General features: G+C 71.7%; 15 protein-coding genes. 8 read left to right on the plus strand and 7 right to left on the minus strand.

Features of this window, described 5'->3' with window-relative positions; all coding sequences use genetic code 11:
• Positions 1 to 161: 161 nt before the first annotated feature.
• Positions 162 to 713: a YciI family protein gene (locus tag ACFWVC_RS11670; RefSeq protein WP_384282550.1), complete on the minus strand. Its 552-nt coding sequence runs from the start codon at positions 711 to 713 to the stop codon at positions 162 to 164.
• A 553-nt stretch (positions 714 to 1,266) separates the two neighbouring features.
• Between ACFWVC_RS11670 and ACFWVC_RS11675 the strand changes: the two genes are divergently transcribed.
• Positions 1,267 to 2,703 carry an OFA family MFS transporter gene (locus tag ACFWVC_RS11675; RefSeq protein ID WP_384282553.1) on the plus strand — a complete coding sequence of 479 codons (1,437 nt, stop codon included), beginning with the start codon at positions 1,267 to 1,269 and terminating at the stop codon, positions 2,701 to 2,703.
• A 211-nt stretch (positions 2,704 to 2,914) separates the two neighbouring features.
• Here ACFWVC_RS11675 and ACFWVC_RS11680 read toward each other — a convergent pair whose 3' ends face one another.
• The 3 genes from ACFWVC_RS11680 to ACFWVC_RS11690 all read right to left on the minus strand — a co-directional run bounded on the left by ACFWVC_RS11680 (position 2,915) and on the right by ACFWVC_RS11690 (position 6,845).
• Positions 2,915 to 3,610, minus strand: coding sequence for a GntR family transcriptional regulator (locus tag ACFWVC_RS11680; protein WP_384282555.1), 696 nt, complete (start codon positions 3,608 to 3,610; stop codon positions 2,915 to 2,917).
• Positions 3,611 to 3,818: 208 nt separating this feature from the next.
• Positions 3,819 to 5,294: a Re/Si-specific NAD(P)(+) transhydrogenase subunit beta gene (gene pntB, locus ACFWVC_RS11685; RefSeq protein ID WP_384282558.1), complete on the minus strand. Its 1,476-nt coding sequence runs from the start codon at positions 5,292 to 5,294 to the stop codon at positions 3,819 to 3,821.
• Between the two features lie 6 nt (positions 5,295 to 5,300).
• Entirely contained in the window at positions 5,301 to 6,845 is a 1,545-nt protein-coding gene (locus ACFWVC_RS11690) for a Re/Si-specific NAD(P)(+) transhydrogenase subunit alpha (protein ID WP_384282560.1), read from the minus strand.
• Positions 6,846 to 7,247: 402 nt separating this feature from the next.
• On the opposite strand from ACFWVC_RS11690, the gene ACFWVC_RS11695 reads away from it, so the two are divergent.
• Positions 7,248 to 8,261, plus strand: coding sequence for a 2-dehydropantoate 2-reductase (locus ACFWVC_RS11695; protein ID WP_384282563.1), 1,014 nt, complete (start codon positions 7,248 to 7,250; stop codon positions 8,259 to 8,261).
• Positions 8,262 to 8,548: 287 nt separating this feature from the next.
• Positions 8,549 to 9,481, plus strand: a complete 933-nt coding sequence (locus ACFWVC_RS11700) for a LysR family transcriptional regulator (protein WP_384282565.1) — start codon at positions 8,549 to 8,551, stop codon at positions 9,479 to 9,481.
• On the opposite strand, the gene ACFWVC_RS11705 is transcribed toward ACFWVC_RS11700, so the two are convergent.
• On the minus strand, positions 9,474 to 11,129 hold the full coding sequence (locus ACFWVC_RS11705) for a FadD7 family fatty acid--CoA ligase (protein WP_384282570.1): 1,656 nt from the start codon (positions 11,127 to 11,129) through the stop codon (positions 9,474 to 9,476). The two genes, ACFWVC_RS11700 and ACFWVC_RS11705, sit on opposite strands and share 8 nt — an antisense overlap.
• A 272-nt stretch (positions 11,130 to 11,401) precedes the next feature.
• On the opposite strand from ACFWVC_RS11705, the gene oxc reads away from it, so the two are divergent.
• Entirely contained in the window at positions 11,402 to 13,153 is a 1,752-nt protein-coding gene (gene oxc, locus ACFWVC_RS11710; RefSeq protein WP_384282574.1) for an oxalyl-CoA decarboxylase, read from the plus strand.
• Between the two features lie 90 nt (positions 13,154 to 13,243).
• Positions 13,244 to 14,500 (plus strand): formyl-CoA transferase, encoded by a 1,257-nt coding sequence (frc, locus tag ACFWVC_RS11715; protein WP_384282579.1) that lies wholly within the window; start codon positions 13,244 to 13,246, stop codon positions 14,498 to 14,500.
• 57 nt (positions 14,501 to 14,557) lie between these two features.
• Here the strand turns inward: frc and ACFWVC_RS11720 are convergent, their stop codons facing one another.
• Positions 14,558 to 14,998, minus strand: coding sequence for a PAS domain S-box protein (locus ACFWVC_RS11720; protein WP_384282583.1), 441 nt, complete (start codon positions 14,996 to 14,998; stop codon positions 14,558 to 14,560).
• A 142-nt stretch (positions 14,999 to 15,140) separates the two neighbouring features.
• Positions 15,141 to 15,866: a hypothetical protein gene (locus ACFWVC_RS11725; protein ID WP_384282586.1), complete on the minus strand. Its 726-nt coding sequence runs from the start codon at positions 15,864 to 15,866 to the stop codon at positions 15,141 to 15,143.
• 143 nt (positions 15,867 to 16,009) lie between these two features.
• Between ACFWVC_RS11725 and ACFWVC_RS11730 the strand changes: the two genes are divergently transcribed.
• The 3 genes from ACFWVC_RS11730 to ACFWVC_RS11740 all read left to right on the plus strand — a co-directional run bounded on the left by ACFWVC_RS11730 (position 16,010) and on the right by ACFWVC_RS11740 (position 22,686).
• On the plus strand, positions 16,010 to 17,965 hold the full coding sequence (locus tag ACFWVC_RS11730; RefSeq protein ID WP_384282591.1) for a sensor histidine kinase: 1,956 nt from the start codon (positions 16,010 to 16,012) through the stop codon (positions 17,963 to 17,965).
• A complete protein-coding gene (locus ACFWVC_RS11735) occupies positions 17,953 to 18,597 on the plus strand; it encodes a response regulator (protein ID WP_384282596.1) in 645 nt (214 codons plus the stop codon). Before ACFWVC_RS11730 ends, ACFWVC_RS11735 begins: the two co-directional genes overlap by 13 nt.
• A gap of 360 nt (positions 18,598 to 18,957) precedes the next feature.
• The gene (locus tag ACFWVC_RS11740; protein WP_384282600.1) at positions 18,958 to 22,686 is read left to right on the plus strand and encodes a S8 family serine peptidase; all 3,729 of its coding nucleotides are present in this window, start codon (positions 18,958 to 18,960) and stop codon (positions 22,684 to 22,686) included.
• The last annotated feature ends 45 nt before the right edge of the window (positions 22,687 to 22,731 follow it).

Raw genomic sequence — 22,731 nt, forward strand, 5'->3', positions numbered from 1 at the left:
GGGCACCGGCCGGCGCACGGCCGCCGGCGACGCGCAGGGCGGCGGCAACGGCCGCGGCGGCCAGGGCGGCCGGGGCGGCCGCCGCACCTCCGGGGCCTGAGCGGACGACGCCCACGCAGAACCGCTCGGCGGGCGGTGACGTCGCCCCGGATGCCCCGGGGTCATGACGGCCGCCCGCCGAACTGCCAGTTGTGCACCTCGATTCCGGCGTACCGGTCCGGGGTGAGGACGGCACGTGCCGTCCGCGCGTCGGGTGCCCGCAGCAGCGCCGCCGTCCCCAGCCAGGCGGTGCCGTCGTCGGACAGCAGCGGCCCATAGGCGATCAGATCGTCCGTGCCGGCCGGCAGGGCGAGGTCGGCGGCCGGCCCCTCGCCGAGGCCGAGCACCAGATAGCGGTCGCCACCGGCCCGGCCGCCGGGAAAGTCCCACATGGTGCGCCCCAGCAGATTGCGCCACCGTCGCAGCAGCACGTCCCGGTAGACGCCGGCCTGGTAGTTCGGCTCGTCGAAGGCGAACGCGCGGGCGGCGGCGGGATCGGGCAGACCGAGGATGTGCACGCTCCCGGTCGGTGTGTCGCGGTCGTCGGCGAGTGTCGGGCCCCGGGCGATCATCTCCTTCGCGTACTGGTCCATGTACGACCAGTGCTCTTCCAGCAGTTCGTCGCGCAACGCCACGGAACCGGGCCGGTCGCGGTGGTAGCAGAGAAACTCCATGCCGAGAGGGTCCCCTCAGGAGGGCCACCGGGTCGAGCGGGTTTCGCCGGCGGACCGCCGGTTAACTCTGAAGGTTCGTCAACTCGGCCCGGGATGTGTGGCGTCGGTCCGCCGCCGGTGACCGCGATTCCGTGACGTCGCAGGTCCGGCGGGTGAATCCCGGGTCCTGCGCGCGGTGTTACCGGCTCGCGGGGCGGGGCCAATGGTAATGCGGTAGTCAATCTTCCCGACATCCTCTGGACACACGCTTCGGCGGATCCATACCGTATGCAATCTCCAGTATGTAATGCATCGCACACCGACCGTCTGACCAGCCACAACTCCGCCCCGGGCGCGGCTTTGTCGCGTGCCTGGGGGATGCACCGATGTGCCACCGACCATGTGCTGAATGGTCCGGGATGCCGCCCCGGACTCCAGCCGACGGACGGCGTACCACCGGCACGGCCGCTTGCCCGGCCGTACCGCAGGGATGGGAATCCGTACCACCCCGCCGCATGAAGAGAAAGGCCCAGGGAGCGCACGCCAGGTTCTTTTCACGCAAGGGAAGGCACACATGTCAGCAATACCTGAGGTGGCTCCTGCCCCTTACCGGGAAGTCACCGACGTGAACGGCCGCGTGTACCGGGTCGGGGAGACCGACCGCTCCATCCTGGGCCGGCCCCGGGCCTGGATGGTCTGGCTGCCGTGGTTCGCGATGATGGGTGTCAGCGTCTTCGAGTACGGCTACAGCTCGGCCGAGTCGACGCTGGAGAGCGCCCACGGGTGGACGCTCACGGAGGCGTTCTGGATCGCCAGCATCTGGGCGGTCTTCCAGGCGGGAGTGGCGTTCCCCGCCGGGCGGCTGAGGGAGACCGGGGTCCTGCCGGCCAGGACGGCCATGCTCGCCGGCGCGCTGCTGTCCGGCCTCGGCCTCTCCGCCGTCGCGCACTTCGACAGCCCCGTCGTCGTGATCCTCGGCTACTCGGTGCTGGGCGGCACCGGAGCGGGCCTGGTGTACGCGACCTGCATCAACATGGTCGGCAAGTGGTACCCGGACAACAAGGGTGCCCGCACCGGGTTCGTCAACGGCGGCTTCGCCTACGGGACCCTGCCGTTCATCTTCGTCTTCAGCTACTGGTTCCACCCCGGGAACTTCAAGCTGGTCCTCGACCTGATCGCGGTGTTCATGGTGATCGTCGTGGGCGTGTGCGGCATGTTCTTCAAGGACCCGCCCAAGAGCTGGTGGCCGCAGGACGTGGACCCGCTGAACCGGGGCACGACCGAGGACTCCGCGCGCGTGGCGAAGCGGCTGGCCAAGAACCCGCCGGCCAAGGCCCAGTTCACCCCGATGCAGGCGATCAGGACCGGGCAGCTGCCGCTGATGTGGTTCGCGCTGGTGTGCATCGGCGGTGTGTCGCTGTTCGGCATCAACTTCCAGGTGCCGTTCGCCAAGAGCCTGGGCTTCGGGCCGCTGGTGGCCGCGTCGTCCGCGGGTGTGCTCGCCGTGGTCAACGGCGTCGGCCGGGCGGCGGTGGGCTGGCTGTCCGACACCCTGGGCCGCAAGCGGACGCTTACGCTGGTCCTGGTCGTGGCGGGCGTGGCGCAGTTCGGCGTCCTGTGGTCGGGCCAGGCCCACAATGAACCCCTCTTTCTGTTCTTCGCGTTCGTCAACGGCTTCGGCGGCGGTGCCTTCTACCCGCTGTTCGCCGCCCTCGTCCCGGACTACTTCGGCGAGAACAACAACGCGCAGAACTACGGTCTGGTCTACAGCGCCAAGCTGTTCGGCGGCGTGTTCGGCGGCGGCCTGGCCGCCTCGGTGATCAGTGCCTGGGGCTACACCGGGGGCTACAGCCTGGCCGGAGGGATCGCGTTCCTCTCGGCGGTGATCACGCTGTTCCTGCGTCAGCCGAAGGCTTCACACGTGGCGGGGACCACCGTCCAGGAGGCCGCCGTCCAGGAGGCCGCCGCCGGCCGGGCGGCCCAGCCGTCCCCCGCCGAGGCGAGCGGCTGAGCGTTCCTGGTACCGGAGGGGGCGCCCGCCCCGGCGCCCCCTCCCGTCAGACGTGCGCGGGCGAACGGAGCCCGGCCCGGTCCAGCGGCAGTTCCGCGCCGGGTCGTCCGCGTCACGGGAGCGGGGCCGGCCGGTGGGGTGCGCTCCCTGCTTCGTCCGGCCCCGCCCCATTTCCCCCGTTCGTGCGGGGAGATGGGGCGGCCGCCGTTCGTCACCCGTGCCGGGCTCCGGCGGCGGCGATCTGCCGGCCGTAGAAGTCGGTGGTGCGCTGGGTGTGACGGCGCATCAGCTCCTCGGAGCGTTCCGCGTCGCCTTCGGCGATGGCGTCGATGAGGGCGGCGTGCTCGTTCCAGGCTTCCTTGCCGCGGGGCTTGGCGATCGGCATGTAGTACCAGCGCACCCGGCGGTCGACCTGGGGGATCAGTTCCGCCAGGACCTTGTTGCGGGACAGCTCGGTGATGAAGCCGTGCAGCGCGGCGTTGGCCTCGACGATGCCCCGCGCGTCGTCCGCCGCCAGGGCCGCGATCCCGGCCTCCTGGAGCGCCCACAGGCGGGCCACGTCCTGCTCGGTCGCGTGCAGTGCGGCGCCGTGGGCGGAGTGGGTCTCCAGGACGGCGCGGACGCTGAGGAGTTGGGTGGCTTCTTCTTGGGTGGGGGAGTGGACGAAGGCGCCTTGGGCGGGTCGGAGGTCGACCCAGCCGTCGGTCTGGAGGCGTTGGAGGGCTTCGCGTACGGGCTGGCGGCTGACGCCGAGGTGTTCGGCGAGTTCGGCTTCGACCAGGTGCTGGCCGGGTGTGAGGGTGCCGTTGATGATCAGCTCGATGAGCGCGTCGTACACGGCCTGGCGCAGCGGCGCCGGGCGGGTGATCCGGACGGTGGCGGCTGCGGCGGTGCGTGTGTCGCGCATGGGCCCCCTCATCGGACAGCGGTTTGGTGACGGAGCCAGGATACAGGTTTTAGTATGCAATCTACGCACAGTTTGTACAAGACTTCGCAATCGAGCGGCAGTTGACACCCACCGTTCGGCGCCGGCCCCGGCGTCGGCGGAAGGCCGGGCGGGGCGGGAAGGCGTCGAAGCCTTCCCGCCCCGCTTGCGTGTCGGGGGCCCCGCCCGATCAGGCGTGCGTGGGCTGTTCGGCAGTGCGGGGGCCCGGCCGTGACGCCGTGGAGCCGGCGGCCGGTGTGCTCAGGGCGCGCAGGATGTTCTCCACGCTCTGCTTGGCGTCCCCGAAGAGCATGCGGCTGTTCTCGCGGAAGAACAGCGGGTTCTGCACGCCCGCGTATCCCGAGGACATGGACCGCTTGAAGATGATGACGTTCTCGGCTCCCCAGACGCGCAGAACCGGCATGCCGGCGATGGGGCTGGTGGGGTCGTCCTGCGCCGCCGGGTTGACGGTGTCGTTGGCGCCGATGACCAGCACCACCGTGGTGTCGGTGAAGTCGTCGTTGATCTCGTCCATTTCCAGGACGACGTCGTAGGGCACCTTGGCCTCGGCCAGCAGCACGTTCATGTGCCCGGGGAGCCGCCCGGCCACGGGGTGGACGCCGAAGCGCACCTTCACGCCGCGCTCGCGCAGGGCCTGGGTCAGCTCGGCGACCGGGTGCTGGGCCTGGGCGACCGCCATTCCGTAGCCTGGGGTGATGATCACGGATGTGGCGTTCTCCAGCAGTTCTGCGGTCTCCTCGGCGCTGGTCTCGCGGTGCTCGCCCTGCTCGGCGTCGCCGCTCGGTGCCGCCTCGATGCCGAAACCGCCGGCGATCACCGAGATGAACGACCGGTTCATCGCCTTGCACATGACGTACGACAGATACGCGCCGGAGGAGCCCACCAGCGCGCCGGTGACGATGAGAAGGTTGTTGTTCAGCAGGAAGCCCGCGGCCGCTGCCGCCCAGCCCGAGTAGCTGTTGAGCATCGAGACCACGACGGGCATGTCGCCGCCGCCGATGGAGGCGACCAGGTGCCAGCCCAGCGCGAGCGCCAGGACGGTGACGGCGATCATCAGCCCCAGGCTCGGGCTCACCGCGAACCAGACCGTGAGCGCCACGAAGGCGACGAGCGCGCCGAGGTTGAGGGCGTTCTTGCCCGGCAGGGTCAGCGGGCGGGACTTGATCCGGGCGGACAGCTTCAGGAAGGCGATGATGGAGCCGGTGAAGGTGACCGCGCCGATGAAGATGCCGATGAACACCTCGGCGTGGTGGATGCGCAGCAGGTCGGCGGCGATCCGGGTCTGCTCCGCGCCGTGCGCCTCGACCTCCAGGTAGCTGTTCCAGCCGACGAGCACCGCGGCCAGGCCGACGAGGCTGTGCAGGACGGCGATGAGCTCCGGCATCTGGGTCATCTCGACCTTGCGGGCCCGCCACAGGCCCACGGCGCCGCCGACGGCCGTGGCGGCGACGATCAGCGTGACGGCGCCGGCCGAGATGTCCCGCGCGGCGACGACGACGGTGGCGATCAGCGCGAGCGCCATGCCGCCGATGCCGTACGCCACCCCGACGCGGGCGGTGCGGTGCTGGGAGAGCCCTGCCAGGCTGAAGATGAACAACAGCGCGGCGACGATGTCGGCGGCCTGTGCGGCCGTGGTTGCGGTCATCGATCCTCAGCCTTTCGAGAACATGCCGAGCATGCGGCGGGTGACGGCGAATCCTCCGAAGATGTTCACGGTGGTCAGCGTGATCGCCACGAGCGACAGCACGGCGACGAGCACCCCGTCGTGGCCGATCTGCAGCAATGCGCCGACCACCACGATCCCGGAGATCGCGTTGGTGACCGACATCAGCGGGGTGTGCAGGGCGTGATGGACCTTGCCGATCACGTAGTAGCCGATGACCACGGCGAGCGCGAACACCGTGAAGTTGCCGATGAGCTGGGCGGGGGAGAAGGCGATGAGGAGGAACATCGCGACCATGCCGAGCCCGGTCAGGCCGTAGCGGACGGCCGGCGTCAGCCGGGTCTCCTTGGCGGGCGGGGCCGCCGCCGGCGCCGGGGCCTGCTGCGCGGGCGCCGCGGCCGACACCTGGACGGGCGGCGGCGGCCAGGTCTTCTCGCCGTCCCGCACCACCGTCACCGACCGCTGCACGACGTCCTCGAAGTCCAGCGTCAGCCGCCCGTCCTTGCCGGGCGTCAGCAGCTTGAGCAGGTTGACGAGGTTGGTGCCGTACAACTGCGAGGCCTGGGCGGGCAGCCGGCCGGCGAGATCGGTGTAGCCGATGATCGTCACGTCGTTGCCGGTGACGATCGCCTTGCCGCTGACCGTGCCCTCGACGTTGCCGCCCTGGGCCGCGGCCATGTCCACGATGACGCTGCCGGGCTTCATGGACGCCACGTCCGCGGCCGTGATCAGCCGGGGCGCCGGGCGGCCGGGGATCAGCGCGGTGGTGATGATGATGTCGACGTCGGCGGCCTGCTCGCTGTAGATCTCGGCGGCCCGCCGGTCGTAGGCCTCGGACGTCGCCTTGGCGTAGCCGTCGCCGCTGGCCTGCTGCTCGACCTCCACGGCGAGGAACTCACCGCCCAGCGAGCGCACCTGGTCGGCGACCTCGGCCCGGGGGTCGGTGGCCCGCACCACCGCGCCCAGGCTGCCGGCGGCGCCGATCGCCGCGAGGCCGGCCACGCCCGCGCCGGCCACCAGGACCTTCGCGGGGGGCACCTTGCCCGCCGCGGTGACCTGGCCGGTGAAGAAGCGCCCGAAGACGTGCGCGGCCTCGATCACCGCCCGGTACCCGGCGATGTTGGCCATCGAGCTGAGGACGTCCATGGACTGGGCGCGCGAGATGCGGGGCACGGCGTCCATCGACAGGACGGTGATCGGCCGCCGCGCGAGATCGTCCAGCAGGCCCGGATTGACGGCGGGGGCGATCAGGCCGACCAGGGTCGCCCCGTCGCGCAGCTTGGAGATCTCCTCCTGCGAGGGCGCGTTGACCTTCAGGACGACGTCCGCCCGCCAGGCGTCGCCGATCCGCGCGCCGGCCTCGGTGTAGGCGTCGTCGGAGAAGCCCGAGGCCGTTCCGGCCTCCGACTCCACGACGACCTCGTAGCCGATGGCCCGGAGTTTGCGGACACTGTCCGGTGTGGCCGCCACCCGGGTCTCCCCGGCGGTGGACTCGGTGACCACACCGATCTGCTGCGGTGGTGAATCCGACATCGCTCTCCTCTTCCGTCCCTTCCGACTGACGTACCGGCCGTTGCCAGTTGAGCCGCCGGTCGTCCTGCGCCTGCCCCGGCCGGCCTTCTGACGTGGGCCTTCACCACGATCCGCCGGCGGAAACGGCCGGCGGTGCGTTCTCTGCGACTGCGTGCCGGCCCCGGCGCGCGGTGGCGCGCCCGGCACAGCGTGTGCGGCGAAGGTTTCCCCCGCTGGGTGCCCGGCCAACCAGCCGGGGGTGTGACTTGTGCCGCCTTGGTGGGGCGTCGAGGCCGTTCTGACGTGACGTCGGTCCGCGGTGGGGGCCGGCGTTCGAGCGTGCGCCTTTCCGTGAGGGGACTGTACATCGCGAGAGAGCACTGCATACAGTATTCATTCCCGCTCGAATCGAGAGGAGCCGCCGTGAGAATTGCAGTCCTCGGAGCCGGTGCGATCGGCGCCTACTGGGGCGCGGCACTGCACCGTGGTGGCGCCGACGTCCACCTGATCGCCCGGGGTGAGCATCTGCGGGCCATCCGCGAGCACGGAGTGCGGGTGCTCAGTCCGCGAGGCGACTTCGTGGCGCGGCCCAACGCCACCGACGACCCGGGCGAGATCGGTCCTGTGGACTACGTCTTCCTGGGCCTGAAGGCACATGCCTACCCGACCTCCGGATCGCTGATCGCCCCCCTGTTCGACGAGACGACCGCGGTGGTGGCCGCTCAGAACGGCATCCCGTGGTGGTACTTCCACAAGCTCCCCGGTCCCTACGAGGGGCGGCGCATCGAGGCGGTCGACCCGGGTGGCGCCACCAGTGCGGTGCTGCCACCGGAGCGGGCGATCGGCTGCGTGGTCTACCCCGCCACGGTCATCGAGGCTCCCGGCGTCATCCGGCACCTGGAAGGCACCCGCTTCTCCATCGGCGAGCCGGCGGGCGGGGTCTCCGAACGGTGCACGGCCCTGAGCGAGGCCATGATCGCGGGCGGCCTGAAGTCCCCGGTGGAGCCGAACCTGCGCGACGACATCTGGATCAAGCTGATGGGCAACGTCGCGTTCAACCCGATCAGCGCCCTGACCAGGGCGACGATGGTCGAGATCTGCCGCCATCCGCACACCCGGCGCCTGGTCACCCAACTTATGGAGGAAACCCTCGACATCGCGGCCAGGGTCGGCAGCACCCCGGACATCTCGATCGAGAAGCGGCTGCGCGGCGCGGAGGGCGTCGGGCACCACAAGACCTCGATGCTTCAGGACCTGGAGGCCGGCAAGCAACTGGAACTCGACGCCATCGTGACGGCGGTCGTGGAGATGGCCGACATCTCCGGCGCCGAGGCGCCCACCTTGCGCACGGTCCACGCCGCCACCGACCTGCTGGCCCAACGCGCCGCGGCGGGCTGGGAGATCGACGACACCGCGGCGAAGGCGGCGCCCGCGTAGCGCGGGGCCGCCGCGTACGCACGAGGAACAGCGGCACGACCGGTGAAGAGGAGGGTGCGGGCCCCGGGCCCCGGCGCGACCGCGTCCGGGCCCGGGTCCGGCCCCGCCGCGCGGGCACGCGTGAGGGCACGTGTGAGGGCACGCGTGAGGGCCGCGACACCGCGCTGGGTAAGCTGACCGGGCCCCACCGCATCAGCGTGACCAGGCACCATGGCACCACTGACGGCCTTGCGACTCCAGCAGGAAGCGCCGGCGCGGCCACGGCCCCAGGCAGAGAGGAGTCGTTCATGCTGTTCCGCCAGCTGGAGTACTTCGTGGCGGTGGCGAGGGAGAGGCACTTCGCCCGGGCGGCGGAGTCCTGCTACGTGTCCCAGCCCGCGCTCTCGGCGGCGATCGCCAAGCTGGAGCGGGAGCTGAACGTCACCCTGATCAACCGCGGCCACAACTACCAGGGCCTTACCCCGGAAGGCGAACGCCTCGTCGTCTGGGCCAAGCGCATCCTCGCCGAGCAGGAGGCCTTCAAGGCCGAAGTGGCCGCCGTCCAGTCGGGCATCACCGGCACCCTGCGGCTGGGCACCGAACCCACCGCGTCGACGACCCTCGTGCTCCCCGTGGCCGCGTTCTGCGCCGCGCACCCGCTGGCCAAGGTGCAGGTCCGCTCGCGGCTGTCGACGACGGAACTCCACCGCCAGCTGCTCGCCTTCGAACTGGACGCCGCGATAGCCCACTTCGCTCCCCACGACCGGGAGAACCTCCAGGTGATGCCGCTGTACGAGGAGCGGTACATGCTGCTGGCCCCCACCGAACAGCTGCTGTCCCAGGCCGACACGATGCGGTGGGCGGACGCGGCCCAGATGCCGCTCGCGCTGCTGACCCCCGACATGAGGATCCGCCAGGTCATCGACAGCGCCTTCGCGGACAGCGGGGTCGCGGTGACCCCCCAGGTGGAGACCGACTCGGTCGCGGCCCTGTACGCCAGCGTGGGCGCCGGCACATGCGCGAGCATCGTCCCGCACACATGGCTCCAGGCGATGCCGCCGCTGCGCAGGATGAGAGCCGTGCGCCTGGTCGAGCCGGACGCCAGGGCGCAGGTGTCGGTCGCGATCCACGCCGCGACCCCCGGCTCGGTCGCGGCCCGGGCGTTCATGAACGCGGCGGCGGGCCTGTCACTGGACGAGTTCTTCGACGAGCCGCTGCCGGCCGAGCAGCGCGTCAGGTGAGACCGGGCCCGCGGGACGGGTCCGCGTACAGGGCGTCCACCGCCGCCCGGTCGAGCCCGCCCTTGGCGGTGTGCGGGAGCGCGGCCACGACGGCGAGCCGGTCGGGCACCTCGAAGGCGGCGAGCCGGGTGCGGCAGTACCGCAGGATCTCCCCGGCCCCGACGCTCTCGCCCCGCGACAGGACCACGGCCGCGCCGACGCGCTGCCCGTACGTCGCGTCGGGCACGGCGAAGACCGCCGCCTCGGCGACACCGGGGCAGCCGGCCAGGACGTCCTCGACGTGCTCGGGCGAGATCTTCTCGCCCCCGCGGTTGATCAGGTTCTTGATGCGCCCGGTGAGGAACAGGTAGCCGTCCTCGTCGAGCGTGCCGAGGTCGCCCGTACGCAGCCAGCCGTCGCCGAAACTGCGCGCCGTCTCGGCCGGGTCGGCGAGGTAGCCGCGGGCGACGGTGGCACCGCGCACCCACACCTCGCCCTCGGCGCCCGCCGGGCAGGGGCGCCCGCCGGGGCCCACGACACGCAGCTCCAGCCCGGTCGGGCGGCCGACCGACCCGTGCTTCAACGGCCCGTGGTGCGGCAGCGGTTCGCTGGCCGCCTGGTGCGAGGACTCGGTCATCCCGTACGCCGACAGCAGCGGCGCACCCAGCGCGCGTTCCAGCGCCCGCTGGGTGGCCGCGTTGAGGGGGGCGCTGCAACTGCGCACGAACTTCAGTGGGGGAGCATGCGGCGGACCGTGCGGCGGTGACTGTGACTGCGGGCCCGGGTGGTCGACCGCCGACCGGTCCAGCAGGATCTCGTGGATGGTCGGGACCGCGGTGAACCACGTGGCGCCCGCCGCCCGCATGTCGTCCCAGAACGTGTGCGCCGAGAACCGGCCGCGCGCGGGCAGCAGCACGCTGCCGCCGCTGGCCAGGGAGGCGAGCAGCGCGGCGAACAGCCCGTGGCCGTGGAAGAACGGCATCACGGCGACGGTCGCGTCGGCCGGGCCCAGCTCGTAGGTGGCGCAGATGTTCCGTACGGACGCGGCCACGTTGGCGTGCGTGAGGGGGACCATCTTGGCTTGGTCGGTGGTTCCGGCGGTGAACAGGACCAGGGCGTCGTGGGCCGTGAGCTGGTGTGCCGCGCCCCGGGCGGCCGCCGGCGCGGGCGGGCCGGCGTCGAGCGCCGCCGAGGCCGTCCCGGCGCGGGACACCGCCACGCGCAAGGTCCATGCCGGCACACGGGCGTGCGTCACCGGGACGACCGGCGCGGCGTCGGTCGCGGACGGCCCGAGGAGCAGCGCCCGCACCCCGAGGGCCTCCAGCCGGGCGGACACCTGGGACCCGGGCAGGGCGGGGTCCACGGGAGCGACCACCAGCCCCGCGCGCGCCCCGCCCAGGAGCGCGACGACGAACTCGACGGTGTTGGCGCTCACCAGGCCTACCACGTCCCCGCGCCGCAGCCCCGCGCGCCTGAGCCGGGCGGCCACGTCGTCGGCCAGGGCGGCGAGCGCGCCGTAGGACAGCTCCACCCGATCCCCGGTGACGACGAGCGCGCGAGCGCGCGGACGCTCGCGGAGCTGCCGGTCGAGGAGATCGGCGAGACCGGTGACCGCCGGCGGCCGGTACCGGTTTGGGTCGCGCACGGGTGCCGCGGCCGGAACGGTCATGACCGCACCTCCTTGCGCCGGGTCGGTGGAGCCGCCTCTGCTGAGCCGTCTCCCCAGCGAGATTGGGCGGGGCGCGCGGCGCGCGTCCAATACGCGCTGGTGAACGGTCGATAGCGGACGTCTATCAAGGGTGTTCGAGGCCGCCGCGGCATGCGTTGATAGACGCCGCTTATCGGCTGGTCGCCGATAGGTCTTGGACGTGGGCGAGCGGGCTGCGGATGGTGAGACGAGTAGCCGCACAGGCATGACCTGCCCAAGGAGGACCTCGGACCATGACCGCCCCCTCACCACTGGAGACCGTGGCGACCGCCGACGTTCCGGCCGAGCTCACCGACGGGTACCACCTGGTCGTCGACGCGCTCAAGTTGAACGATGTCGACACCATCTACGGGGTGGTCGGCATCCCGATCACCGACCTGGCCCGCCTCGCACAGGCGCAGGGCATCCGTTACATCGGCTTCCGCCACGAGAGCAACGCGGGACACGCGGCGGCGGCGGCCGGTTACCTGACGAAGAAGCCAGGCGTGTGCCTGACGGTGTCCGCGCCGGGCTTCCTCAACGGACTGGTCGCGCTGGCGAACGCCACCACCAACTGCTTCCCCATGGTGCAGATCTCCGGCTCCAGCGAGCGCCACCTCGTCGACCTCAAGCAGGGCGACTACGAGGAGATGGACCAGCTCGCCGCCGCCCAGCAGTTCTGCAAGGCCGCCTACCGCGTGAGCCGGGTCGAGGACATCGGCCGCGGCATCGCCCGCGCACTGCGCACCGCGATCTCCGGGCGCCCCGGCGGTGTCTATCTCGACATCCCCGCCGCGGTGCTCGGCTCCATCATGAACGCCGACGAGGGCGCCAAGACGGTGAGCCGTCTCGTCGACCCCGCGCCGCGCCAGATCCCCGCGCCCGAGGCGGTGGACCGCGCGATCGAGCTGCTGGCCGGCGCGCAGCGGCCGCTGGTGGTCCTCGGCAAGGGCGCCGCGTACGCCCAGGCGGACGACCAGGTACGGGAGTTCATCGAGTCCACCGGCATCCCGTACGTGCCGATGTCGATGGCCAAGGGCCTGCTGCCCGACGACCACCCGCAGTCGGCCGCCACCGCCCGCTCGCTGGCGCTGAAGAAGGCCGACGTCGTCATGCTGGTGGGCGCCCGCCTCAACTGGCTGCTGAACCACGGCGAGGCACCGCAGTGGAACCCGGACGCGAAGTTCATCCAGGTGGACATCGAGCCCAAGGAGATGGACAGCAACCAGCCCATCGCCGCCCCGCTCGTCGGTGACATCGAGTCGGTGCTCGACGCGCTCGCCGAGCGCACCAAGCCCGGCCAGATCACCGCCCCCGCCGCCTGGCGCGAGGAGCTGGCGGCGCGCTCCGCCCAGAACGTCGCCAAGATGGCCGAGCGACTGAAGGCCGACCCGCACCCCATGCAGTTCATGGGCGCGCTGAAGGCGGTACGCGACGTGGTGCGGGAGCGCCCCGAGACGTACATCGTCAACGAGGGTGCCAACGCGCTGGACATCGCACGCAACGTCATCGACATGCACGTGCCGCGCCACCGCCTGGACAGCGGCACGTGGGGCGTCATGGGCATCGGCATGGGCTACGCGATCGCCGCCGCGGTCGAGAGCGGCGCGCCGGTCGTGGCCGTGGAGGGCGACAGCGCCTTCGGGTTCAGCGGCATGGAGCTGGAGACGATCTGCCGCTACAAGCTGCCCGTGGTCACCGTGATCATGAACAACGGCGGTGTGTACCGCGGCGACGACGTCAACCCGCTGGACGACGCCCCGTCCCCGACGACCCTGATGTCCTCGGCCCGCCACGAGCTGATGATCGAGGCGTTCGGCGGCAAGGGCTACCGCGCGACCACGCCCGCCGAGGTCACCGCCGCCCTCACCGAGGCGCTGGCCTCGGGCGGCCCGGCCCTCATCGACTGCGTGATCGACCCCTCGGCCGGCACCGAGAGCGGCCACATCTCGCACCTCAACCCCAAGGGCATCACCGTCGGCAACATCGTGCCGGCGAAGAAGTGACCGTCCGTCACCTCCCGCCCGCACCCCCGCGTCATCCCGCCAGCACAGCCCACCACCCGCACCGCGAACATTCACCAGAAGGAAGCCACCATGAGTGACAAGCCGCTCGCCGGAATCAAGGTGATCGACTTCACCGGGGTCCAGGCCGGTCCCGCGTGCACCCAGATGCTCGCCTGGTTCGGCGCCGACGTCATCAAGGTCGAGCGCCCGCAGGGCGGCGACGTGACCCGCAACCAGCTCCGGGACATCCCCGACCTCGACGCGCTCTACTTCACGATGCTCAACAGCAACAAGCGCTCGCTGGCCATCAACACCAAGACCCCCGAGGGCAAGGAGGTCATGGAGAAGCTGATCCGCGAGGCGGACATCCTGGTCGAGAACTTCGCCCCGGGCGCCATGGACCGCATGGGCCTGGGCTGGGACCACATCCACGAGCTCAACCCGCGGCTGATCTTCGGCTCGGTCAAGGGCTTCAACGACGAGTCGTCGTGGAACGACCTCAAGGTCTACGAGAACGTCGCCCAGGCCGCCGGCGGCGCCGCCTCCACCACGGGCTTCTGGGACGGCCCGCCGACCATCAGCGGCTCGGCCCTCGGCGACAGCAACACCGGCATGCACCTGCTGATCGGCCTGCTGACCGCCATCATCCAGCGCAACGCGACGGGCCTCGGCCAGAAGGTGTCGGTGTCCATGCAGGACGCCGTCCTCAACCTCACCCGGGTCAAGCTCCGCGACCAGCAGCGACTGGAGAAGGTCGGCTACCTGGAGGAGTACCCGCAGTACCCGAACGGCGAGTTCGGCGACACGGTGCCGCGCGGCGGCAACGCGGGCGGCGGCGGCCAGCCCGGCTGGATCCTGAAGTGCAAGGGCTGGGAGACCGACCCCAACGCCTACATCTACTTCACGATCCAGGAGCAGAACTGGAAGCGGACCGCCGAGGCCATCGGGCACCCCGAGTGGGTCGAGGACCCGGAGTACACCACCGCCAAGGCGCGCCAGTCGCACATCTTCGAGATCTTCGGTGAGATCGAGAAGTGGCTGGCCGACAAGACCAAGTACGAGGCCGTGGACATCCTCCGCGAGTGGGAGGTGCCCTGCGCGCCCGTGCTCAGCATGAAGGAGCTCGCCGCCGACCCCGACATGCGCAAGAGCGGCACGATCGTCGAGGTCGAGCAGAAGGAGCGCGGCACGTACCTGACCGTGGGCAGCCCGATCAAGTTCTCCGGCTTCAAGCCCGAGATCATCGGCGCCCCGCTGCTGGGCGAGCACACCGACGAGGTCCTCGCGGACCTCGGCTACGACGCGGACGGGATCCGCGCGCTGCACGAGGGGAACGTCGTCGTCTGACGGCCCTTCAACCAGGGTGCCCGGTGCCCCGCGCGGTCTCCGCGCGGGGCACCGGCGTCACGTCGGCTGCGAGGTGTTGGCGGCCGCCAGTTGCCGGTGCAGCTCCTTCTCGTGGGCGCGCCGCTGCGTGACGTCCCGGATGACCGCCCCGACGTAACCCGGCCGCCCGTCCGCGTCGTTCAGCAGCACCACACTGAACTCGATCGACAGCTTCCGGCCGCCGGCGCCCACCGCGGGAACGGAAAGAAGGTCGTCGTCCCCGTACTTGGTGGTCCCGCGGGCCATGGACTCCTGGAACCCGTCCCAGTGCCGCTGCCGGTGCCGCTCGGGAATGATCACGTCCAGGCTGCGCCCGGCGACCTCGGCCGCCGGGAACCCGAAGATGCGCTCCGCACCGTGGTTCCAGTAGCGGATGAGCCCTTCCCCGTCGATGATCACCACGCCGTCAGGTGCCTGGGCCGCCATCCCCAGTACCACCTCGGGATCCAGATCTTCCATGTCCCCTCCTGGCTCGGGCCGTTGTAGCTGTCGTATACAGCATACTGTCGCCCCGGTTCTGGAGGGACGGACAGCGCCCCGCCCGTCGCGCTCCCCCGGAAGCGCGACGGGCGGGGCGGCGGTCCCGCGGCCGGCATCCCCCTCAGGCGGCGGGCGGGACCTGGGCGGTGGCTCGGGTCGCCAGCAGGGCGTACCAGGCGATGAGGACCATGGCGGCCGCGGCGGGCAGCGCGACCAGCACGCCCGCGAGACCACTGCTGATCACGAAGCCGGCGAGGGTGCCGACGAGGAAGACCACCGGGATCCAGCGCGGCACGGCGCGCCCGCGCCACAGGGCCACGGCGATCAGCAGCATCGCGACGATGCCGCAGAGGGCTCCGGGGACCACCAGGGCGGTGAAGCGCCAGGTGTGGTCGTTGGCGTGGTCCACGAAGGCCCGGCCGGCCGCCGGGTCGAGAACGGCCGGGTCGGCGGCGTAGCCGTACAGCACCGCGATCGCGGCGAGACCGGCGCTGAGCAGCGCACCCGACAGGACCGACAGGACCGCTCCCACCCGGGCGAGCACGCTGCCCCTGGCGCGTACCAGCAGGCAGACCGCGAAGGCGGTACCGGTGGTCAGCAGGGCCTGACCGATACCGCCGAATGCGGTGAAAGCCCAGAAGCGGCCGGGGTGTCCGGCGACCTCCTGGAACGCGAAGCCGTTGCTCGGATCCCCGTTCGGGGTGAACCCCGTGAGCAACAGGCTGAGCACGTTGCCCACCACGACGAGCGCGAGGGCGGCCGTGGCGAGCGGGCGCAGGAAGGACCGTGCCTGCGCGGGGACTTCGGCGGTGGCGTGCGGAGCCAGGAGTACGGGCTGATCGGACATGGCGGTCTCCCCCTTGGGCGATGGAGCTGCGGTGCCTCCACGCTGGCAGCGCCGGCCCGGCGCGCACATCGGTGCGGGCACGGGCGACGGTCTGCGTGTCAGCACGGATGCCGGGGACTGGCCAACGCCTCTACCGTTGGGTCATGCCATGGCCCCGTCGTATCTCTTTGGCCGTCGCGCTGCTGACCGCGGGAAGTGTCGTGGCGGTCTGCGCTCTGACGCCCCTTGCCGCGGTGTCCGCCGGCCAAGTCCTGGACCTCGTGATGTCCGTGGCCGCAGGTGTACTGGCCACGTTCCTGGGCCTGTTCGTCGCGCGCCGGCGCCCAGCCAACCCGGTCGGCCCCCTGCTCGCCCTCGTCGGGCTCGCGCCGCCGCTGGTCATGCTGACCGACACCTATGCCTATGTGAACCTCACCCGGCCGCTGCCCGGCGCCGAGGCGATCCATCAGCTCGTGGCCGGGCTGTGGACGATCTGGTACGTGCCGGTCCTGCTGCTGATGCTGGTCTTTCCCAGCGGACGGCTGCCGGCGGGCCGTTTTCCGCGTCTGGTGCTGTACGGGGTGCTGACCGACACGCTCGTCTTCAACGTGACGGTCGTCATGGACCCGACGCGCTACGCCCCGCCGTTCGAGGACTACGGGCATCCGCTGCCCACGCTGCCCGAGTCCGCGATCTGGATCTCCTTCCTGGCGCTCGGGCTGTTCATGGTCCTGCTCGTCTGCTCGGCCCTGGTGATGCGCGGCCGCTACCGTGCGGCGGGCCCCGTCGAGCGGGCGCAGCTGAAGTGGTTCGCGCTCGGCGCCGTCGCACTGCCCGGCACGCTGCTCCTGTGCTGGACGGACTATCTGCTCTTCGGGCACGTCGGCGTCCTGATCTGGGTCGGCCTGATCTCACTCTGTCTAGGGGTGCCCTCGCTCGCCGCGCTCGCGATCCTGCGCCACGATCTGTACGACGTGGACCGCGCGACCAGCGCCGTCGTGACCTGGGGCCTGGTGACCGCCGGGCTGCTCGCCGTCTACAGCGCCGCGTCCTTCACCGGCGGCCTCGCGCTGGGACGGGGCAGCGCGGTGGCGGCGGCCGCGGTGACGGCGCTGGTCGCCGTCGCGCTGGTGCCGGTGAAGAACCGGGTGCGCCAGTCGGTGGACCGGCGTTTCTACCCCGCACGGGAACGGGCGCTGGCGGCGGTGACCGGGCTGGAACGCGAAGTGCACGCGGGGCAGGCGCGGCCCGAGCAACTGGAGGAGGTGCTGCGGGACGCGCTGCGCGAACCGCGGCTGCGGGTCGGGTATCTCCTGCCGGGCGGCACGGAGTTCCACGACACGGCCGGGGAAGCCGTGGTCGAAGGCACCGAGGTACGGCTCGCCGGGGGCCCCATCGGGATCATCGACGGGCCGTGCCCCCGCGAGGTCGCCGCCGCCGGCGCGCTGCTCGTCGAAACGGTCCGGCTGCGGCTCGAACTCCGCCGGGCGCTCGGCGAGGTGGAGGCCAGCCGCAACCGGCTGCTGCGGACCGGATACCGCGAGCGGCGCCGCCTGGAGCGGGATCTGCACGACGGCGCCCAGTCGCGGCTGGTCAGCCTCGGCATGGCACTGCGGCTCGCGCAACGCCACCTCGACGACGGCAGCGTCGACGTCAACGGGCTCCTCGACCAGGCCGTGGCCGAACTGGGCACAGCGGTCGCCGAGTTGCGCAAACTGGCGCACGGCCTGCGGCCGAGCTCACTCGACGACGGGCTGGGCCCGGCCTTGGAGGCCCTGGCAGTACGGGCGCCGGTGCGGCTCGACTGGCGGCTCGACGGACGCCCGCTCCCGGACCACATCGCCACCACCGCGTACTACGTCGCCAGCGAGGCGGTCACCAACGCCGTCAAGCACGCCGAGGCCACCAGCATCGACGTCGCCGTCGCCGTCGGCGGGAACCAGGACGGGGCGCTGTACGTCACCATCCGGGACGACGGGCGCGGCGGGGCCGACCCCGGCAGGGGATCGGGGCTGTCGGGGCTGGGGGACCGCGTCGCCGCGCTCGGCGGACTGCTGCACATCACCAGCACCCCCGGCGCCGGCACGACCGTGGAGGCGGTACTGCCATGCGCATCGTGATCGGCGAGGACTCCGCCCTGTTCCGCGAGGGCCTGGCCCGGCTGCTCGCGGACGCCGGGCACGACATCGTCGCCCGCGCCGCCGACGCGCCCACCCTCGTCGCCGCCGTCACCGAGCACCGCCCCGACCTGGCCGTCATCGACATCCGGATGCCACCGGACCTCACCGACGACGGCGCCCGCGCCGCCCGGCGCATCCGGGACGACTTCCCCGACCTCGGCATCGTGCTGCTCTCCCAGCACATCGAGACCCGCAACGCCGTGGAACTCGTCACCCGCGGCCGCTTCGGCTACCTCCTCAAGGACCGCGTCTTCGACGTCGACGACTTCCTGGACGCCCTGCGCCGCGTCGCCGCGGGCGGCTCCGCCCTCGACCCCGAAGTCGTCTCCCGCATGATCGGCACCCACCGCGACCCCCTCGCCTCGCTCACCCCCCGCGAGCTGGAAGCGCTGGCCCTGATGGCCGAGGGCCGCACCAACCTCGGCATCGCGCGACGGCTGTGGCTGACCGAACGGACCGTGGAGACCCACGTCGCCTCGATCATGGCCAAGCTGGGACTCACCACGAGCGCGGAACACAACCGCCGCGTCCTGGCGGTACTCGCCTACCTCACCGCCCGGGACGGCCGATAGCCGGAGGCTGCCGACGGGTACGGCACTCCCGCGAGAGGCAATGGCGACGCCGAAGCGCTCCCTGCTTCCCACGCTCGACGTCGGCGCCAGGTCCGTCCCCTCAACCTAGGGGCCGTCCTCCGTCGCTTGCGGCGTCTTGGCGGCCGCCATGGGTCTCGCCGTCGTGCGCGCGTGGTCGGCCCTGGGGATGAGGATGGGACCGCCCCGGCCGGAACGGGCGCCGATCCCGCACGGCAGCGGCTGTCGCAGATGTGCCATGACACCTTTTCGCCAGGTCCGTCATCTGGCACAACATCAACTCCCCACTTGAATGTGCTGTTGCTCGTTCATGGCAACGCCTTTAGGGAGTTGGTACAGGGGATGGGATCCAGATCGAGGACCGCGGCCGTGGTCGCGGCCACCGCGGTGGCGCTGGTCGCCACCGGGCTGCCGGCGGCAGCCGACCCCGAGCCCGGGGTCGGGGCCGGACGTTCCACGGCGCCGCCCGCGGCGGCGGCCGGCCGACACACCGTCACACTGATCAGCGGCGACCGGGTCGGCTTCACCGGCAGCGGGAGCGACCTCCAGGTCAGCGGGGTGAGTCCCGGCCAGGGCCGGGAGCACATCGCGTTCACCCGGGCCAGGATCAACGACCACGAGTACGTCATCCCCGTCGACGCCACGCAGGCGCTCGCCGATGAACGGGTCGACCGGCAGCTGTTCGACGTCACCGCGCTCGCCGCGCAGGGGTACGACGACGCCGCCCAGGCGTCCATCCCGCTGATCGCGACGGCGCAGGCCGGACCCGCGCTGCGCGGTTCCGTGCAGCGGGACACCTTCCCCCAACTGGGGCTGACAGCCCGTTCGGTACGCAAGTCCGAGGCCGGCACGGCCTGGCGGAGTTTCCTTGCCGCCGCGTCGGGGACGTCACGCGCCGCCGCGTCCGGGAAGCTCTGGCTGGACGCCAAGGTCGAGGCGAGTCTGGACCGGTCCGCCGCCATGATCGGCGCGCCCGCCGCCTGGCACAAGGGTCTGGACGGCAAGGGTGTGAGGGTCGCGGTGCTGGACACCGGGTACGACCCCGGCCATCCCGACCTGAGGAACAAGGTCGTGGCGGAGAAGAACTTCTCCTGGGACGAGAGCGTCACCGACCGCAACGGCCACGGCACGCACGTCGCCTCGACCGTCGCCGGAAGCGGTGCCGCCTCACAGGGCAGGTACAAGGGCATCGCGCCCGGTGCCGAGCTGCTGATCGGCAAGGTGCTCGACGCGGGTGGGTCGGGCGATTTCAGTGGCATCCTCGAAGGCATGGCCTGGGCGGCGGCGCAGGACGCCGACATCGTCTCGATGAGCCTCGGCTCCAGCCTGCCCAGCGACGGCAGCGATCCGCTCTCCCAGGCGGTCGAGACCCTGTCCAAGGACGGGGGACCGTTGTTCGTCATCGCGGCGGGCAACGCGGGCAGCCCGCGCAGCATCGGCGCGCCGGCTGCCGCGCCCAGCGCCCTGACCGTCGGGTCGATCACCAAGGAGGGCGCGATGTCGTCGTTCTCCTCCCGTGGACCCGCGGTCGCCGACGGCGGCGTCAAGCCCGAGATCACCGCCCCCGGCAGCTCCATCACCGCCGCCCGCGCCGCGGGAACGCTGAACGCCGCCGCGGTCAGCGAGTTCTACGCGACGATCAGCGGCACCTCCATGGCGACCCCGCACGTCGCCGGGGCGGCCGCCATCCTCAAGCAGCAGCACCCCGGCTGGGACGCACAGCGGCTGAAGGCGGCTCTCGTCGCCACCGCCGACCCGGTCGCCGGCGCGGACGTGTACGAGCAGGGCGCGGGCAGCGTGGACGTGCCCGCCGGGCTCTCGTCCCGGATCACCGCCTCCCCCAGCACGGTGTCGGCCGAGCTGGCCTGGCCGTACGGCGGCAGCCCGACCCGTACGGTCACCTACCGCAACGACGGAGGCAAGGACGTCCGGCTGAGCCTGTCCCTTGCCGGGGAGGCACCGGTCTCGCTCGCCTCGCGGCAACTGACCGTACCGGCGGGCGGCACCGCCGCCGCGACCGTCCGGATCGACACCGGCAGGGCGTCCGTCGGCGCCCACGGCGGCTGGATCACCGCGCGCGGCAGTGACGGCAGCACGGTGCGCACTCCCGTCGGCATCGACGCGGAGGCCGCGGCCGCCACGCTCACCCTCGAACCCGCCGCCGTACGGCCCGGGGTCGAGACGGCGTACACCAACCTGGTGGTGCAGAACGAGAAGACCGGCGAGGCACAGTTGATCGGCCTCACCACGGAGCCCGAGCAGGTCCGGCTGCCGGTCGGCGACTACCGGGTGTTCGGCGGGGTGTGGGAGTACGTCCGCCACGGCACGGCAAGCATCCCGGAGAGGTCCGTCGCCGTCGCCAGGCGCGTCTCCCTCACCGGCGACCGCACGCTGAAGACCGACACGTCCGCGGCGAAGCCGGTCACCACCGGCATCGACGACCCGGAGATGCGGATCAATGAGCAGGGGTCGGCGACCGGGCAGGTCTCGTCGACCGGCACCGGCACTCCCGTCGGACTGGCCGCGCCGATCTACGCCGGCGCGTACGAGTCGTATGCCGTGGGCAGCGGCCGGATACCCGGGCTGACGTACTTCTCCGCCGCCTCCTGGCAGCAGCCGTACGTCCTCGCGACGACGGTCGGCGGCTCCGGCGCTCCGCTGGACGTCCCGGTGTGGCTGATGTCGTCGCAGCGACTGGAATGGGACGCGCAGGGGCGGGTCACCGACGCGGGCGACGGCGGGGACCTGACGGGTCTGGAACTCAAGGACCGGATCGTGCTCCTCGAGTCGGACTGGAGCCTGCCGTGGGAGGAGTCGACCCGGCGCTACGACGCGATCAAGGAACAGCGGCCGGCGGTGATCCTGCTGGCGGGGTCGGCGTCGTTCGACCCGGCCGACCCGCCGCTGGGCATCGATCCCCGGGGCGTGGAGCTGCTGCGCGAGCAACTCGCCAAGGGAGAGGTGACCCTTCGGATCGAGGGTGAGCGCAATGGTGAGCGCACCTACTTCACCTTCCACACCCATGACGACGGGGTACCGGCCGGTGCCGACTGGCAGGACCGGCGCCGCGACCTGGCGCGCGTGGACCACGACTTCCGCACCACCGGCTTCCCCGACGACACCAAGGGGATCTACGGCTGGGTGACCTACGGAGGTCTGCGGCTGGCCCAGCAGTCGACGCTGTTCCGCGCACCGCACCGGATGACGGCGTACTACACGCCCGATGTCCCGTGGACGACCGCGACGTTCGAGTACGCGATGGACTCCGTCGGGGCGCTCGGCATGCAGTTCACCAACCCGACCGTCTACCGCAGAGGACACACGACCGACGACAACTGGCTCACGGGCCCCTTCAACCCGTCGCTGTCGGTGAACGGACCCGACGGCCGGGCGCAGGCCACCCGCGACCGGGACAAACTGCGTCTCGCCCTGCCGATGTTCTCGGACGCGGCGGGTCACCAGTCGGATTCCGTACGGGTTCTGGAATCCGGCGAGACGGTGCTGCGCGACGGCTCGGGCAAGGTGCTCGTCCGCAACGACGAGCCGGGGCAGGGCGTCTTCGACGTGCCCGCGCGTGGCCAGTGGTACGAACTCACCTCGTCCGCCCACCGCGACACCCCGGAGTGGACGCTGGGCACGCACGTCACGGACACCTGGCGGTTCCGTTCGGAGCACACCAGTGGCGAGCGTCCGCTGCCGCTGCTCGACACGCGCTTCGACATGGCGGGGCTCGACGGGGACAACTCGGTGCCAGAGAACCAGGAGTTCACGTTCGGCCTGAACATCGGCCGCCAGATGGGCGTGCACAGCGGGGCCGGCATCGAGCGGGTGTCGGTGCGGTACTCCACGGACGACGGCGCCACTTGGAAGCCGGCGCAGGTCCGGGGCCGCGACGGCGTCCGGCGGGTGACCGTACCCGCGATGAGCACCGGCTGGGTCTCCTTGGAGGTGACCGCCGCGGACCACTCCGGCGCGTCCCTCACGGAGACCGCCACGCGGGCCTACCGGGTCGGCTGCCCCGAGTACTGGTGCGCGTTCGCCCCGGCGTGGCCGCACTGGCCGGCCGGGTAACCGGCAGTCCGGCGGAAGGCGCCGCCAGGGGCGGGAAGCGGTGAC

The organism is Streptomyces sp. NPDC058691 (assembly GCF_042714775.1).
In the GTDB taxonomy this organism is placed as follows: Bacteria; Actinomycetota; Actinomycetes; order Streptomycetales; family Streptomycetaceae; genus Actinacidiphila.

What these genes read in the sequence shown, in the direction of transcription:
- pntB (WP_384282558.1), bottom strand. Translation starts at nt 5,294, where the DNA reads ATGACCGCAACCACGGCCGCACAGGCCGCCGACATCGTCGCCGCGCTG.
- ACFWVC_RS11700 (WP_384282565.1), top strand. Translation starts at nt 8,549, where the DNA reads ATGCTGTTCCGCCAGCTGGAGTACTTCGTGGCGGTGGCGAGGGAGAGG.
- ACFWVC_RS11725 (WP_384282586.1), bottom strand. Translation starts at nt 15,866, where the DNA reads ATGTCCGATCAGCCCGTACTCCTGGCTCCGCACGCCACCGCCGAAGTC.
- ACFWVC_RS11740 (WP_384282600.1), top strand. Translation starts at nt 18,958, where the DNA reads ATGGGATCCAGATCGAGGACCGCGGCCGTGGTCGCGGCCACCGCGGTG.
- ACFWVC_RS11675 (WP_384282553.1), top strand. Translation starts at nt 1,267, where the DNA reads ATGTCAGCAATACCTGAGGTGGCTCCTGCCCCTTACCGGGAAGTCACC.
- ACFWVC_RS11730 (WP_384282591.1), top strand. Translation starts at nt 16,010, where the DNA reads ATGCCATGGCCCCGTCGTATCTCTTTGGCCGTCGCGCTGCTGACCGCG.
- ACFWVC_RS11720 (WP_384282583.1), bottom strand. Translation starts at nt 14,998, where the DNA reads ATGGAAGATCTGGATCCCGAGGTGGTACTGGGGATGGCGGCCCAGGCA.
- frc (WP_384282579.1), top strand. Translation starts at nt 13,244, where the DNA reads ATGAGTGACAAGCCGCTCGCCGGAATCAAGGTGATCGACTTCACCGGG.
- ACFWVC_RS11680 (WP_384282555.1), bottom strand. Translation starts at nt 3,610, where the DNA reads ATGCGCGACACACGCACCGCCGCAGCCGCCACCGTCCGGATCACCCGC.
- ACFWVC_RS11735 (WP_384282596.1), top strand. Translation starts at nt 17,953, where the DNA reads ATGCGCATCGTGATCGGCGAGGACTCCGCCCTGTTCCGCGAGGGCCTG.
- ACFWVC_RS11670 (WP_384282550.1), bottom strand. Translation starts at nt 713, where the DNA reads ATGGAGTTTCTCTGCTACCACCGCGACCGGCCCGGTTCCGTGGCGTTG.
- oxc (WP_384282574.1), top strand. Translation starts at nt 11,402, where the DNA reads ATGACCGCCCCCTCACCACTGGAGACCGTGGCGACCGCCGACGTTCCG.
- ACFWVC_RS11705 (WP_384282570.1), bottom strand. Translation starts at nt 11,129, where the DNA reads ATGACCGTTCCGGCCGCGGCACCCGTGCGCGACCCAAACCGGTACCGG.
- ACFWVC_RS11690 (WP_384282560.1), bottom strand. Translation starts at nt 6,845, where the DNA reads ATGTCGGATTCACCACCGCAGCAGATCGGTGTGGTCACCGAGTCCACC.